Consider the following 14,784-nt stretch of genomic DNA (forward strand, 5'->3'; position numbering starts at 1 on the left):
ACGCGGCGGCGGCGGTTGCGGCATGACCGCACCCGCCAACCTGCCCGACCTCTACCGCCGCCTGCCGGTCGCCACGCTGCGCGAAGCCTTGCGCAAGATGCGGCTGATCCGCGCCTTCGAGGAGGGCGCCGAACAGGCCTACATGCGCGGCCAGATCCACGGCACGATGCATCTGTCCATCGGGCAGGAGGCGAGCGCGGTCGGCGCCTGTCTGCCGCTGACCGACGCGGATTACATCACCTCCACCCATCGCGGCCACGGCCATTGCATCGCCAAGGGCGCCGACGTGGGGCGGATGTTCGCCGAGTTCTTCGGCCGGATCGACGGCTATTGCCGCGGGCGCGGCGGCTCGATGCACATCGCCGACGTGAAGACCGGCAACCTCGGCGCCAACGGCATCGTCGGCGGCGGCCTGCCGATCGCGGTGGGCGCGGCGCTCAGCATCAAGCGGCTGGGCCGCAAGGATGTGGCGCTGTGCTTCTTCGGCGACGGCGCCAACAACGAGGGCGCGTTTCACGAGGCGCTCAACATCGCCTCGGTCTGGAGGCTGCCGGTGGTGTTCGTCTGCGAGAACAACAAATACGGCATGTCCACCTCCACCGAACGCTCGACCGCCGTCGCCAACGTCGCCGACCGCGCCAGCGCCTACGCCATGCCCGGCGTCACGGTGGACGGCAACGATTTCAGGGCGGTGGCCGAGGCCAGCTTCGCCGCCGTTGAGCGGGCGCGGGCGGGCGAAGGCCCCAGCCTGATCGAGAACGTCACCTACCGCTGGCGCGGCCACTCGCGCTCCGACCGCAACCGCTATCGCAGCAAGGAAGAAATCGAGGAGTGGAAGGGAAAGGACCCGATCCCGCTTTTCGAGGCCGAGTTGATGGCGCATGGCATTGCGAGCGAAGATGAAATTGCCGGGATCAGAGCAGCTGCCGAAGCTGAAATCGCCAACGGCATCGAGTTTGCGCGAAATGGTACTGATCCTGATCCGACAGAAGTGACCCGCGACGTTTATTCCCCCGAGGCCGCCTGATGACCGTCCGTGAACTGACCTATGCCCAGGCGATCCAGGAAGCCCTCGCGCAGGCGATGGATGCCGATCCCGCCGTGTTCCTCATGGGCGAAGACATCGGCGTCTATGGCGGTGCCTTTCAGGTGACGGGCGATCTGGTTCATCGCTATGGCGAAGACCGGGTGATGGACGCACCGATCTCTGAACTCGGACAAGCGGGCGTCGCCGTGGGTGCTGCTCTTGCGGGCTGCAAGCCGGTTCTCGAATTCCAGTTCTCCGACTTCGCAACGCTGGCGATGGAGCAGATCGTCAACCAGGCAGCAAAGCTCCGCTTCATGCTGGGCGGCAAGGTGAACGTGCCGCTGGTCATGCGGTTTCCCGCAGGCTCCGGCACGGGTGCCGCGGCACAGCACTCGCAGTCGCTCGATGCGTGGCTCGCCCATGTGCCCGGATTGAAAGTCATCCAGCCTTCCACGCCCTATGACATCAAGGGCATGCTTCTCGCCGCCATCGACGATCCCGATCCTGTCATGGTGTTCGAGCACAAGCTTCTCTACAAGACCAAGGGCGAAGTGCCTGAAGAGGCCTATCGCATTCCCATCGGCAAGGCGAATGTGGTGCGCAAGGGCACTCACGCGACAGTCGTCGCCACGTCCATCATGGTGCACAAGTCACTTGAGGCCGCCGAGACGCTTGCTGCCGAAGGGATCGACATCGAAGTCATCGACCTCCGCACGCTGCGTCCCATCGATACCGCGACCATCATCGAGAGTGTCAAGAAGACGTCGCGTCTGGCTTGTGTCTATGAAGGTGTGAAGTCGCTGGGCATTGGCGCCGAGATCAGCGCGCGCATTGCCGAGAGCGAGGCTTTCGACTATCTCGACGCGCCGATCATGCGGCTGGGCGGCGCTGAATCGCCCATTCCCTACAATCCGGTTCTGGAGAAGGCCGCGGTGCCGCAGGTGCCGGGCATCATCGACTCGCTCCGCAATCTCGTGACGGGCAGGACGTAGAGCCATGGCTGTCGAAGTCATCCTCCCGCGCGTCGACATGGACATGGCCACCGGCAAGATCAGCAAGTGGCATGTGAAGGACGGCGAGAAAGTCACCAAGGGCGCTGCCCTCTTCGAGATCGAGACTGACAAGGCGGCGATGGAGATCGACGCGCCAGCCGATGGCATTCTGCGTAACATTCTTGTCGCCGAAGGTGGCGTGGCGGACGTCGGCGCGGCCGTGGCTTATATTTATGCGGAGGGCGAGGCCATTTCATCGGCGGCGCCCGCAGCGGCAAAACCCGTTGCGCAGAAGACCGACGCAGCAGTTCCGGCAAGCGCGCCAGCTTCCTCAGCACCGGGTGCTCACATCAACGGCGAGGCGCCGCGCGCCACGCCTCTGGCCCGCAGGCTTGCGAAGGAGGCCACGCTGTCGCTGGATGTCATCACCGGCTCCGGCCCTCGTGGCCGCATCGTTGCGGCTGATGTGCGTGCGGCGGCAGACGCAAAGGTGGCGGCACCCTTACGCGCCGCAGCGCCGCAGCCCGCTGCCATGGATGACGTGCAGAAGCTTTATCAGCCCGGCAGCTTCGATGTGCTTCCTGTCGATGGCATGCGCCGCACCATCGCAGCCCGGCTCACGCAGTCGAAGCAGACGGTTCCGCATTTCTACCTCTCTGTGACCTGCACGCTCGACAAGCTTCTGGCGGCCCGCGAGTCCCTCAATGCGTCAGCTCCCAGGGACGGCGAGAAGAAGCCGCTGTGGCGCCTCTCGATCAATGACTTCGTGATCAAGGCCATGAGCCTGGCGCTTCAGAAAGTGCCAGCAGCAAACGTGACATGGGCAGGCGACGCGATCCTGCGGCATCGCACCAGCGATGTCGGCGTGGCGGTGGCCGTCGATGGGGGATTGTTCACGCCCGTGTTGCGCGGCGTCGAGACGAAGACCTTGTCCGCAATCTCCACCGAGATGAAGCAACTGGCCGCAAAGGCCCGCGCGCGGAAGCTCGTTCCCTCGGAATATCAGGGCGGCACATCCGCCATCTCCAATCTCGGCATGTATGGCATCGAGGAATTCACGGCGATCATCAACCCGCCGCATGCCTCCATTCTCGCTGTTGGCGCTGGCGTCGAGCGCTTCGTGCCGGTCAAGGGACAGCCGGTTCTGTCAACGCAAATGACCTGCACGCTCTCCTGCGACCATCGCGCTGTCGATGGCGCGGTCGGAGCTGAGTTGCTGCAGGCGTTCCGGTCCTTTATGGAAGATCCGCTGCTGATGCTGGCATAGAACCGGCACGCCAAACTGGGAGTTCTCGATGCCGCGCTACGACTATGTGTCCATGGGTTTCTTCACCTATGATTGCCTGGGCTGGCCCTTCACGGAAGTGCCTCCGGGCGGCGGCACGGTCTTCATCGACGAAATCACGCTCGCTGTTTCGGGTGCCGGGGGCACGGCCGCTATTGCCGCGGCGAAGATGGGCCTCAAGACACTTGCCGTCACCGGTGTCGGCGACGACCTGATGGGCGACTGGGTGCTGCAGCGGCTGCAGCATTTCGGCGTCGATACCTGGGGCGTGCAGCGCAAGCCGGGCTGGAAGACGTCATCATCGATCGTCACCACGCGGGCCGATGGCTCGCGGCCAGCACTTCACATGAAAGGTGCCACCGGGAATTTCTTCGTGGATGACACGATGATCCCGCGCGTGATTGATACCAAGGTGTTCCATGCCGGCGGCGTGGGCCTGATGGACGCCATGGACAAGGGCCAGAGCGGCATCGTCATGAAGGCCGCCAAGGCCGGTGGCGCCATCACCACCGTCGATGTCTTCGCGGGTTCGCCGAAGGACCTGCCGGCCATCGCCCATGTTCTGCCGTATACGGATTATTTCATGCCGTCGATCGAGGAGGCGCAGGCACTGTGCGGACTCTCGGACTACGGTGACACGTCGAAGTTCTTCATCGACATGGGCGTGAAGGCTTGCGTGCTGACGCTGGGCGGTGACGGCGCCCATTACCATGATCGCGACGGCGTGACGTTCCGCATCCCGGCCTTCGACGTGCATGTGAAATGCACGTGCGGCTGCGGTGACGCCTTCGACGCCGGTTTTGCGGTGGCGCTCAACCACGGATTTGATGCCGAGACCTGCGTCCGGTTTGCGCAAGCCACCTCGGCTCTCAATGCAACAGGGCTCGGCTCACAGGCAGGCGTGAAGGATTTCGAGCATACGCTCAACTTCATGAAGACGACGAAGTCGAAGTAGCAAAATCCGGGTTTCAGTACATCGACTTGATGTCGGCGAGCTCGTTCGCAAGCCCGGCCTCGTCCTTCGCGGCGACGAGATCCGCGATGACCTGAAGCCTGGGGCCGATCAATGCGCCCGTTACCGAAAAGAACTCGTCTTCATCGATGGCCTCGGTCGGCCTGCCCTCTTCCGCGAACATGAGCGCCACGCAGGCGATCGCATTCACCGCGATGTTGGGCTCCACCTGGGCGAAGAAGCGATTGCGGTCTGCCACGGGTCCGATCCGTGCCACCGGGCCCTGCTCGACGAGCGCCATGAGGATGCGCGCCAGCATGCGATTCTCGGATGCTGTCTCATCGGGCCGTGTCGCCAGCTCGCGCCGGGCGGCGTCGACCCGGTGTTCGAGAATGAGGTAGGGCGGTGCCGAGTAGCGCTGTGCGATGTGGATGGCGGCGCGGAAGAAATAGGCGTTGAAGGTTGGATTGTGGACGAGGCTGTCCTCGCGGATGCCCTTGGCCACCTCATGCATCAGGCCCGGCGTGAATGGCGAGGGAAGCTTCCGCCAGCTCGGCAGGAAAAGTGCGATCGAGACATTCGCGCCCCAGCTCATCAGCCGGTCGACGAAGCGTGCCCCCTGCGCCACCACGCGGGAGAGGAACGGCACACGTTCCGGCTTGCCCTCGCCGAAGCGGTCGGCATTGGCCAGGTCACGGACGTAAAACTGGGCTGCCCGCAGTCCATCGCGGACGCCCGCTGCGGCGCAGACGGCATGGGCGGCGAAGGGAATGCTGGCGGTTCGTGAAGCGCTGGTCATGAGCCTATATCAGCCCTTAACCGCCCCCATCGTCAAGCCGCGTGAAAGGTGGTTCTGGATGAGAACGACCAGCAGCAGCGCCGGGATGAATGCGAGGAAGGCGACGAGTGCTATGGCGTTGTAGATGATGCCATCCGAGCCGCCGGAGAAATTGGCCAGCGCCACCGACAGGGGATAGGCATTTCTTGAGGCGATGATGAGCGTGAACAGGTACTCGTTCATGGCGAAGATGGCGGCGATGACGGCGGCGGTGATGATGCCGGGAAGGCACATGGGAATGATGATTTCCCACAGGATGCGCAGGTCCGACGCGCCATCGGTGCGGGCCGCATCCTCGATGGCCGGAGGAATATCAACCATGTAGCTGCGGATGATCCATACGACGATGGACAGGTTCATCGCCGCATAAACCAGCATCAGAGCCCAAACCGAATCGAGCAGCTTGAGCTGTCCGAACAGGACGAAGATGGGGATGGCGACGGCCGCAGGCGCCATGAACTTGGTCGACAGGATATAGAAGCCGATGTCTTCCCGGCCTTTGAAATCATAGCGGGCGAGAGCATAGGCAGCGGGAATGCCCAGCAGCAGACAGATGAAGACGCTGCCGGACACCGCCAGCATGGAATTCTTGAAATAATTGAGGATGGGCCATTCAGCGAAGATCTTGGCCCAGGTCTCGATCGAAATCGTCGGGAAATAGATGGGTGATGGCGCGATGATCTCGTTGCGCGGCCTGAGCGCGATGCTGGCGAAATAGATGATAGGCAGCATGCACACGGCAGCCCACGCCCAGAGGATCACCGAACTCCACGGCGAGATTTCAAAGCGCCTTTTCATGCGTCAGTCCCCGACTTGAAGAAGCGGCGCAACAGCAACTGCGCCAGTATGATGGTGGCAACCAGCACAATCACCGACGCAGCTGACGCGTAACCTTGCTCGAAGCTCTTGAAGGCCGTGCGGTAGATGAAATAGCTCACTGTCTCGGTGGCACCGCCCGGGGTTCCTTGCGTGATGATGTGCACGCCGGCGAAATTGCTGAGGATGTCAACGCCGCGCAGCACCAGCGCGATCGCGATGACAGGCCGCATCATGGGGAGCGAAATGTTGAAGAAGAGCTTGGTCCAGGAGGCCCCGTCAAGCCGCGCGGCTTCTTCGATTTCCTTGTCCTGCCCCTGCAGGCCCGCGACGAAGATGATGAAGAGGAAGGGCGTCCACTGCCACACGTCCGCCACCACCAGCACGAGGCGGGCGTTGAATACGTTGCCCATCCAGTCGATGTTGCCGACATCGAAACCGATGCGGTTGATGAGGTCGGCGATGACGCGGCCATCATTGAACAGCAGCTTCCACAAATAGGATACGGCCGATGGCATGAACAGCATCGGGAGCGTGAAGACGATGCGCCAGCCGCGCGCCCAGCCGCTGCGATAGACGAGTGCCGCCAGCCCCATGGCAATGACGAATTCAATGGCGAGGGTGATCGAGCCAAGCAACAGCGTGTTCCAGATCGAAGTCCAGAAGGCATTGTCGACGAGGAGTTCGCGGTAGTTCTGCAGGCCCACCCATTCCAGCTTGAACTTGCCGGTCTGCAGGCTGCGCTTGATGGCGTAGATGGCGGGCCACAGCGTGATGCCCAGCAGGTAGATCACCGCGGGCGCGAGAAGAAGATACGGGAAGGCCTTGCGCCGGAAGGGACTGCGGCGGCGCGCTGTGGTCCGGATCGATGATGTGGCGAGAACCGCGTCTGTCATGTGCCTTGCCGCTGGAAAAAGTTCCCCCTCTCACGCCCGAAGGCAAGGAGAGGGGGACGGAGGAAGTTGTTTCAGATCAGAACGGGAGAGGCTTGCCCTTGCCCATCCAGAAGCCGGGTTCGGTGGCGGCGTAGTTCATCGGGTCCTTGCCGGCATAGAAGCCGTTCTTGGTCATGATGTCCTTCACCTTCACCGCAGCTTCGTCGAGGGCGGCCTTCGGCTGCATTTCGCCGACGACGACCTTGTTGATGAGGAAGCCGATTTCCTGGTCGATCTGGAAGCCGGACGGCAGGCGCGGAGCGCACCAGGCGTAGTCGAGCTCTTCCGACCAGACCTTGGCGGGCTGGGCGACGGCCTGAAGCTTCTCGTTCTTCAGGACCGACTTGTAGCCGGGCGCCACGCCGTTGGCGTTGGCTTCGTTCATCGCCATGATCGAAGCCGTCGTCAGGAAGGCGAGCATGAGGAATGCCGCTTCCGGTTCCGGCGAGGTGGCGGTGACGCAAGAGGTGGAGCCTGCGATGTTCGGCGGCGCATAGGTGCCGCCGGCAACGCGGGGTTCGTAAATGGTGAGAACGTCGTCACCGATCTTGCTCTGGTCGGCGCGCGTGGCCTGGGTGCCGGAGTCCTGCCACGAGATGTTGCAGGCCACCTGACCGCCGAGCCATGCGGCGCGGTTGGTCGGCCAGTCGGCGGCGGCAACGCCTTCGATCGCGTGCTTCGACAGGGCGACGATGGTCTCGAGGCCCTTGACGCCCGCGTCGTTGTTGAAGGTCGGTTCCCAGTTCTCGTTGAACAGCTGGAGGCCGTACTGGGCGGCGACATGCTGCCAGGTGTAGGTGGCCCAGAAGCCACGGCCGCACATCATGCCGATGCCGTTGACGCCCTTCTCGGCCTTGTTGAGCTCAGGCGCGAGGCGGATCATCTCGTCATAGGTCGGCACAGACTTGATGCGGTCGGCGTCGATGCCGATCTTCTTGAAGATCGACGGACGGATATGGACCATCTGGATGTCGCAGTCGAAGGGCAGGCCAAGCACGCCCTTGTCGGCCCAGTGGCCATAGTTCCGCTGATAGGTCTCGTAGAAGTCATCGAAGGGCACGCCCCACTTCGAGATGTACTCATCGAGCGGCTTCAGGAAGCCCTGGGCACCGAAGTCGCCGAGCCAGGGCGAGAAGAACTGAATGGCGTCGAAGGACGCATTGCCCGAGAGGAACTCGGCCACGACCTTGTCGTACATCGAATCGTCCGGAATCGCGACGAGCTCGATCTTGATGCCGGAGAGCTGCGCGAAGGGCTCGATCTGCTCCTGGGCGGATTCACGGTCGGCAGCGCCGATGGCGAAGCGCACGGTCTTGCCGGCGTGTTCCTTGCGGACTGCTTCCCAATCGACGGTGCGGATCCAATCCCTCTTCGGATCCCAGAGTTCGTCGTTGTCGCCGAGCTTGTACTGGTCGCGGTATTCCTTCTTGACCATGGTGCCGACGTTGATCTTCGCCAGCACGTCGGCGGGGTTCGGCAGGTTCTGCGAATAGGCGCTGCGGACGTTGAACATCGACACGCCACCCGTGCCGACGGCCAATGCGGCGCCAGCGGCCGCCGTGGACTTGAGCAAGGACCGGCGGGTGATGAGACCCGGCTTGTTGATCAGCATTTCTTTCCTCCATTGAAGCGGCCTGTGTTGTGTTGCCCGCGCGTCGCCTCAGGCCAGAGACGGACGGGGCTTTTCCGTGAAGTCCGATTTACGTCAGAGAACAGGGAAGGGTTCAGCCTGCGGGGGCCGGCATGAGACAAGGCGTGTGAAACTGACGGTGTCGTCAAACGTCCGGTCCTCCCGAGTGCGCCGCCGGTTCTGTCGCCGGGGTCCGCAAGGCATCATCATTCAATTAGCGTACTAAATTGCATTGTCGAATGCAAATGTTTCGTATTGCGGCAGTGCAACAAGGTTTTGCGGCGCACAAACAAGCCAGCCAAGACCTATCAGCCAGACTGGATTATCCCGGCGTTACTTTCAGAGTGGCATTGGCCTTGCGTTTCCAAGGCCTTCCCCCGCTCCGCTACATAAGTACCAGCTTGCATAATTATGTATCCTACGTCAAAACTGGCAGCGAAATCAGTAGCGGACAGCATGTTGGAAAAGAACACGTCACGCAAGAGCCGCCCCCTCACCAACGACCGCGGCGCGGGGCGCATCGCCCGGAACCGTATGCGCATCGCCTGGATGTATTACGTCGAGGGCCTGACGCAGAACGAGATCGCTGATCGCCTCGGCATCGGCCGCGTCACCGTCGTGCGCAACATCAACGAAGCGATCAAGCAGCGCGAGGTGAAGATCTGGATCGAAGGTGAGGTTCTTGAGTGTTTCGAGATCGAGGCCGCACTGAAGCAGGCCTTCGGCTTCAAGGAAGCCGTGGTGGTGCCCGAGCCGGTGACGCCGGAGAATGTCACGAAGTCGATCGGCGTCGCCGCCGGCATGTATGTGTCGGACACGCTGGCGGACGACATGACAGTGGGCGTGGGCTGGGGTGCTACACTTTATGAATCGCTCGCCACGCTCGCCCCGCGCGAACTTGAGAACGTTCAGGTGATCTCGCTTCTGGGCGGCATCGTGCAGGCGCGGAAGTTCAACCCAGCGGAGTTCGCCTGGCAATTCGCACGGATGATGGCCGCCGATTGCTACTTGTTCCAGGCTCCGGCCGTGGTCGATTCACCAGAGACCCGCGAGGCACTGATCGAGCGCTGTGGATTGCGTGATATCTTCCGACGTGCCGAGCGGCTCGACATGGCGCTCCTCAGCGTCGGCACCATGGCGCCCTCCTCCACCGCGTTCCGCTTCAACCTCATCAGCGATGAGGAACGCGCGGCCCTGATGAAACTGGGTGCCGTGGGCGACCTTCTGTTCAATTTCTATGACCGCGACGGCGTTCTCGTCGACCATCCCGTGAACCGGCGCGTCATGTCACTCCCGATTGAGCAATTGCGCGGGGTTCCGACCCGCGTCATCGCATCGGGCGGCAATGACAAGGTCGAATGCCTGTTGGGCGCGATCAAGCTCATTGACTGCAACGTGCTCATCACCAACGAGGCGACGGCACGGGAATTGCTGATCAGGAAGAAGTGAGATTCCCTTCTCCCCTCGCGGGAGAGGGTGGCGCGAAGCGCCGGATGAGGGGGACTCCTTGCGAAGCGCCTCACCCGTCCTGCTTCGCATGACACACTCACCCGCAATAGGAGAGAGAAGCCCCGACTACTTCCTCAGGGCGGCGTTCCTGATGTCCGTCAGGCTTCGGGCCGGTGTAATGGCTTCGGGATCGATCAGCACATGGATGATCGCGGGCTTGCCGCTGCTCAGCGAACGGTCAAGCGCGCTAGCGAACTCATCGGTCTTGCGCACCGTCTCGCCATGGCCGCCATAGGCGCGGGCGAGATCGGCGAAATCCGGGTTGCGAAGCGTTGTGGCCGAGACGCGGCCCGGATACTCACGCTCCTGATGCATGCGGATCGTGCCATACATGCCATTGTCGACCACGACGACGATGATGGGAAGGTCATACTGGACCGCGGTGGCGAACTCCTGACCGTTCATCATAAAGCAGCCGTCGCCCGCAAAGGCAATCACCTCGCGATCGGGTTCAATGGCCTTGGCTGCAACGGAGGCCGGAACGCCATAGCCCATGGAGCCGGATGTGGGCGCCAGTTGCGAGGCGAAGGCGCGGAATGGCCAGAACCTGTGCACCCAGGTCGCATAGTTGCCGGCGCCATTGCAGTAGACCGTGTTGGCCGGCATCGCCTCGACCAGATGCTGCATTACGCCCGACATCTGCACCTCGCCCGCCGTGCGGATGGGCTGCGGGTTGCTCCAGGCCTCATAGTCCGCATGGGCGGAGGCGGCGGTCCCCGCCCATTTCACGCGGTTGCGTTTTGGAAGCGAAGCGGCGGCCCCGGCGAAGGCATGAGGCGTGGCGAGGATGCCAAGGCCAGCACGATAGACCTTGTTCAGTTCCTCCGCACCCGGATGAATATGCACCAGCTTCTCGCCGTCGCCCGGAATATCGAACAGCGTGTAGCTCTGCGACGGCATTTCGGAGAGCCTGCCGCCCAGAAGAATGACTAGATCGGCGTCTTTCACGCGCTGCAGGAGCTTCGGGTTGGGGCCGATGCCAAGATCGCCTGCAAAGTTCGGGTGATCCGCCGGGAACAGCATCTGGCGGCGGAAGGTGACCGCGACGGGAAGATCGAAGTTCTCCGAAAAAGCCACGAGGTGGCCTACGCCCTGCTCGCTCCAGCCGGAGCCGCCAGCCAGAACGATGGGCCTCTCGGCAGCAAGCAGCCTGCGTTGGAACGCTTCCATGTCGCCCGCGCCCGGACTCATGACAACAGGCGCAAAGGGCTTCGCGTCGGGAACATCCGCCATGTCGGTCAGCATGTCTTCCGGCAGCGCGATCACCACAGGGCCGGGGCGCCCCTGGGTTGCCACGTGGAACGCACGGCTCAGGATTTCGGGAATGCGCTCGGCGCGGTCGATCTCGACCACCCATTTCGCCATACTGCCGAAGACGGCCTTGTAGTCGAGTTCCTGAAAGGCCTCGCGCTCCTTCATGTCGCGCGCAATCTGGCCCACGAACATGATGAGCGGCGTTGAATCCTGCGAGGCAATGTGGATGCCGGGGGACGCATTGGTGGCGCCGGGCCCGCGCGTGACCATCACGATGCCGGGCTTGCCCGTGCTCTTGCCCACGGCCTCCGCCATGAAGGCGGCACCGCCCTCCTGACGGCAGACGATGGTCTTGATGTCGGCATCATGCAGCGCATCAAGCACGGCGAGATAGCTTTCGCCGGGAACGCAGAAGACGTGGCTCGTGCCATGGATCTTCAACTGGTCGACGAGGATCTGGCCTCCGGTGCGATGGGTCATCGATTGGTCCTCAGCAGGCGGGCGCGGGTTTCGGACACCGCATTGGCATGACCGTCGAAGCCTTCATAGGTTGCGATCACTTCGGCATGGCGCGCCAGTTCAGGATAGCCCTTGCCCGTGACATAGGCGACCGAGGTGCGCTTCATGAAGTCATATACGGTGAGGGGCGAACCCGTCCTGGCCCATCCGCTCGTCGGCAGCACATGGTTCACGCCGATGACGAAGTTGCCCAGCGTTGGCGGCGTGTGGCGGCCCAGCAGGATTTCACCGGCATTTTCGAGGCGGCCCAGATACTGGAAGGGTTCATCGGAATGAACACCGAGATGCTCGGGCGCATAGTCGTTGCAAAACGCGATGGCTTCCTCTTCATCGCGGGCAAGAACGACGCCGCCCATGGGACCGCCCAGCACGGTTGAGGAATAGGCAACGCGCTGTTCGCCCATCTGCTTCCAGAATTCAGGAATGGCGGCGATCGCATCGTCGGCCACCTTTCGGCTCCATGTCACGAGGAAGGCCGAGCTGTCGGGCCCATGCTCCGACTCGATGATGAGATCAAGACCGGCGAGGCGGCCATCGGCGGTCTCGTCCGCCAGCACGATCAGTTCGCTGGGGCCCGCAGGCGTGCCAGTGTCCAGCACATGCGACAGCAACCGCTTTGCAGCACCAACCCACGGGCTGCCCGGTCCCACGACCTTGGCACATTTCGGCACGGTTTCGGTGCCATAGGCAACGGCCGCGATGCCTTGCGCACCACCTGCCTTGAACACCTTGCTGACGCCCGCCATCCGCGCGGCAACCAATGTCGCGTCGTCGATCTTTCCATCGGGACCGGGCGGAGTGATGATGGCAATCTGCTTGACGCCGGCAACGCTTGCCGGGATCGAGGCCATCATCACGGACGATGGAAACGCGCCCTTGCCGCGCGGCACATAGCAGGCGACGGAAGGAATGGCCGTGGTGCGGTCACCCGCGAAGACGCCGGGGCGGATTTCATGGAACCACATCTCTTCCGGCTTCTGGTCCTCGTGAAACCTGCGGATGGACACCGCCATGAATTCCAGCGCCTCGCGGACCTTGGGATCGAGCGTCTTCTCCGCCAGATCGAAGTCGGCCTCGGTTGCGGCGATCTCGCCCGCTTGCACCGGAGACTTGTCGAACTGCCGCGCGAAGCGGGCCAGCGCCTCGTCGCCCTCGGCCCGCACCGCCTCGATGATGGGCTTCACCTTCTCCTCATACTGAGAAAGGTCAGCCTCGGTCCGCTTCAGGAGCCGGTCACGCTCATCGCGCGTCATCTTCGAGAGATCGTGAAGTGTGATGGTCATGGTCAATCCGTTCAGATGGAAGCGAGCGTCCCGCCGTCGATGGCGAGACAGGCTCCGGTGATATAGGAGGCGGCGTCGGAGGAGAGAAAGATCGCAGCACCGACGAGATCCTTCATCTCGCCGAACCGGCCCATGGGCACGTTGGCGAGCATGGACTTCTGCCAGTCGTCATTCTGGTAAAAGACTTCCGTCAGCGCGGTTCGGAAATATCCCGGCTCGACCGCATTGACCCTTATGCCGCGCGGGGCCCACTCGGCGGAAAGCGCGCGGGTCATGCCGAGCAATCCGGTCTTCGACGATCCATATGGCACGGCAGTCGGAATGCCGCGCTCGGAGGTGAGCGAGCAGATGTTGAGGATCGAGCCCTTGTCCATGACGCGCGCGGCGGCCTGCGCTGCGAAGAAGGCGCCCTTGAGGTTGGTGTCGAGGATGCGGTCCCAAAGCTCCTCCTCGATCTCGAGCGAAGGGCACACCTGCTCCACGCCGGCATTGTTGACGAGGATGTCGAGCCCGCCCAAGGCATGCGCGCAAGAGGTAGCGCCCGCGCGGATGCTGCCGACGTCGGTAACATCCATGGCGACCGGAACGGCATTCACGCCCCGTGCGGAGATCGCGGCAACTGTATCAGCCAATGAAGAGTGTTCACGCGCGGTTACGGCCACGGTGGCGCCTGCCATGGCGAGGCCTTCCGCGATGGCGCGGCCGATGCCACGGCTGGCGCCGGTCACCAGCGCGCGCTTTCCTTTGAGCGAGAAGATTTCAAGGGACGTTTCAAGGGACATGGCGTCGATTCATAGCGTCCGGGCGTCCAAGTCAACAAGAAGGACTGCGGCTTAACCGCCAAAGTTTGCATGCCAGTGCCGCGCGATGTCGATGCGGCGGGGAATCCAGACGTTTTCCTTCGACTGGATATAGTCGATGAACTTCGCCAGCCCCAAAGCCCGGCCGGGCCTTCCCACAAGCCGGCAGTGCAGTCCGACCGACATCATCTTGGGGCTACCGCGCCGGCCTTCCTCATACAGGCAATCGAACGAGTCCTTCAGGTACTGGAAAAAGTGTTCGCCCGTGTTGAAGCCCTGCGGTGTGGCAAAGCGCATGTCGTTGGCATCGAGCGTGTAGGGAATGACGAGATGATTTCCTCCGTCCTTCTTCTTCAGGAAGTAGGGCAGATCGTCGGAGTAGTCATCGGAGGAATAGAGGAAACCGCCCTCCTCCATCACCAGTGCCGTGGTGTTCATCGAGCAGCGGCCGGTGTACCAGCCGAGCGGGCGCTCGCCGGTCACGTCCGTGTGGATGCGGATCGCCTCGGCGATTTGCTGGCGCTCCACGTCTGGCGGCATGTCCTTGTGCTCGACCCATTTCAGGCCATGGCTGGCGATTTCCCAGCCTGCTTCTTTCATGGCCTCGACTTGGTCAGGCGAGCGCATAAGCGCCGTCGCGACGCCATAGATGGTCAGCGGCACCTTGCGCGCCGTGAACATGCGCCACAGCCGCCAGAAGCCGGCGCGGGTGCCGTATTCATAGATCGATTCCATGTTCCAGTGGCGCTGGCCCGGCCATGCGGCGGCACCCACGATCTCGGACAGGAAAGCCTCGGAGGCGGCATCGCCATGGAGGATGTTGTTCTCGCCGCCTTCCTCGTAGTTCAGCACGAACTGCATGGCCACATGGGCGCCGCCGGGCCATTTGGGGTCGGGAATGGCACGGCCATAACCCTTCATGTCGCGCGGATAACCGGTCATGC

General features: G+C 62.7%; 13 protein-coding genes. 5 read left to right on the plus strand and 8 right to left on the minus strand.

Annotated elements, in window-relative coordinates; translation table 11 throughout:
• Window positions 1-22: 22 nt before the first annotated feature.
• The 4 genes from ACEW8Q_RS08860 to ACEW8Q_RS08875 are packed head-to-tail and all read left to right on the plus strand — an operon-like array spanning window position 23 to window position 4,259.
• A complete protein-coding gene (locus ACEW8Q_RS08860) occupies window positions 23-1,027 on the plus strand; it encodes a thiamine pyrophosphate-dependent dehydrogenase E1 component subunit alpha (protein ID WP_373503752.1) in 1,005 nt (334 codons plus the stop codon).
• The gene (locus ACEW8Q_RS08865; RefSeq protein ID WP_373503689.1) at window positions 1,027-2,019 is read left to right on the plus strand and encodes an alpha-ketoacid dehydrogenase subunit beta; all 993 of its coding nucleotides are present in this window, start codon (window positions 1,027-1,029) and stop codon (window positions 2,017-2,019) included. The genes ACEW8Q_RS08860 and ACEW8Q_RS08865 overlap by 1 nt, the downstream gene beginning before the upstream one ends.
• Window positions 2,020-2,023: 4 nt before the next feature.
• The gene (locus ACEW8Q_RS08870) at window positions 2,024-3,286 is read left to right on the plus strand and encodes a dihydrolipoamide acetyltransferase family protein (protein ID WP_373503690.1); all 1,263 of its coding nucleotides are present in this window, start codon (window positions 2,024-2,026) and stop codon (window positions 3,284-3,286) included.
• A gap of 28 nt (window positions 3,287-3,314) precedes the next feature.
• Window positions 3,315-4,259, plus strand: a complete 945-nt coding sequence (locus ACEW8Q_RS08875; RefSeq protein ID WP_373503691.1) for a carbohydrate kinase family protein — start codon at window positions 3,315-3,317, stop codon at window positions 4,257-4,259.
• Between the two features lie 13 nt (window positions 4,260-4,272).
• Here the strand turns inward: ACEW8Q_RS08875 and ACEW8Q_RS08880 are convergent, their stop codons facing one another.
• From ACEW8Q_RS08880 to ACEW8Q_RS08895, 4 genes are all read right to left on the minus strand, one after another.
• Window positions 4,273-5,055 (minus strand): hypothetical protein, encoded by a 783-nt coding sequence (locus ACEW8Q_RS08880; protein WP_373503692.1) that lies wholly within the window; start codon window positions 5,053-5,055, stop codon window positions 4,273-4,275.
• A 9-nt stretch (window positions 5,056-5,064) separates the two neighbouring features.
• Window positions 5,065-5,892, minus strand: coding sequence for a carbohydrate ABC transporter permease (locus tag ACEW8Q_RS08885; protein ID WP_373503693.1), 828 nt, complete (start codon window positions 5,890-5,892; stop codon window positions 5,065-5,067).
• Complete coding sequence (locus tag ACEW8Q_RS08890; RefSeq protein ID WP_373503694.1) at window positions 5,889-6,806, minus strand: carbohydrate ABC transporter permease; 918 nt, start codon at window positions 6,804-6,806, stop codon at window positions 5,889-5,891. The genes ACEW8Q_RS08885 and ACEW8Q_RS08890 overlap by 4 nt, the downstream gene beginning before the upstream one ends.
• Window positions 6,807-6,882: 76 nt before the next feature.
• Window positions 6,883-8,457 carry an ABC transporter substrate-binding protein gene (locus ACEW8Q_RS08895; RefSeq protein WP_373503695.1) on the minus strand — a complete coding sequence of 525 codons (1,575 nt, stop codon included), beginning with the start codon at window positions 8,455-8,457 and terminating at the stop codon, window positions 6,883-6,885.
• A gap of 474 nt (window positions 8,458-8,931) precedes the next feature.
• Here ACEW8Q_RS08895 and ACEW8Q_RS08900 point away from each other — a divergent pair, with 474 nt between their 5' ends.
• Window positions 8,932-9,924 (plus strand): sugar-binding transcriptional regulator, encoded by a 993-nt coding sequence (locus ACEW8Q_RS08900; RefSeq protein WP_373503696.1) that lies wholly within the window; start codon window positions 8,932-8,934, stop codon window positions 9,922-9,924.
• 126 nt (window positions 9,925-10,050) lie between these two features.
• Here ACEW8Q_RS08900 and ACEW8Q_RS08905 read toward each other — a convergent pair whose 3' ends face one another.
• From ACEW8Q_RS08905 to puuE, 4 genes are read right to left on the minus strand one after another with little or no spacing between them, the layout of a single operon-like run.
• Window positions 10,051-11,718, minus strand: a complete 1,668-nt coding sequence (locus tag ACEW8Q_RS08905) for a thiamine pyrophosphate-binding protein (protein ID WP_373503697.1) — start codon at window positions 11,716-11,718, stop codon at window positions 10,051-10,053.
• Window positions 11,715-13,040, minus strand: a complete 1,326-nt coding sequence (gene hisD / locus ACEW8Q_RS08910; protein ID WP_373503698.1) for a histidinol dehydrogenase — start codon at window positions 13,038-13,040, stop codon at window positions 11,715-11,717. Before hisD ends, ACEW8Q_RS08905 begins: the two co-directional genes overlap by 4 nt.
• Window positions 13,041-13,051: 11 nt before the next feature.
• Window positions 13,052-13,822, minus strand: a complete 771-nt coding sequence (locus ACEW8Q_RS08915; protein ID WP_373503699.1) for an SDR family NAD(P)-dependent oxidoreductase — start codon at window positions 13,820-13,822, stop codon at window positions 13,052-13,054.
• Window positions 13,823-13,873: 51 nt separating this feature from the next.
• A complete protein-coding gene (gene puuE / locus ACEW8Q_RS08920) occupies window positions 13,874-14,782 on the minus strand; it encodes an allantoinase PuuE (RefSeq protein WP_373503700.1) in 909 nt (302 codons plus the stop codon).
• Window positions 14,783-14,784: the final 2 nt, after the last annotated feature.

Source organism: Aestuariivirga sp. (assembly GCF_041738905.1).
Lineage (GTDB): Bacteria > Pseudomonadota > Alphaproteobacteria > Rhizobiales > Aestuariivirgaceae > Aestuariivirga.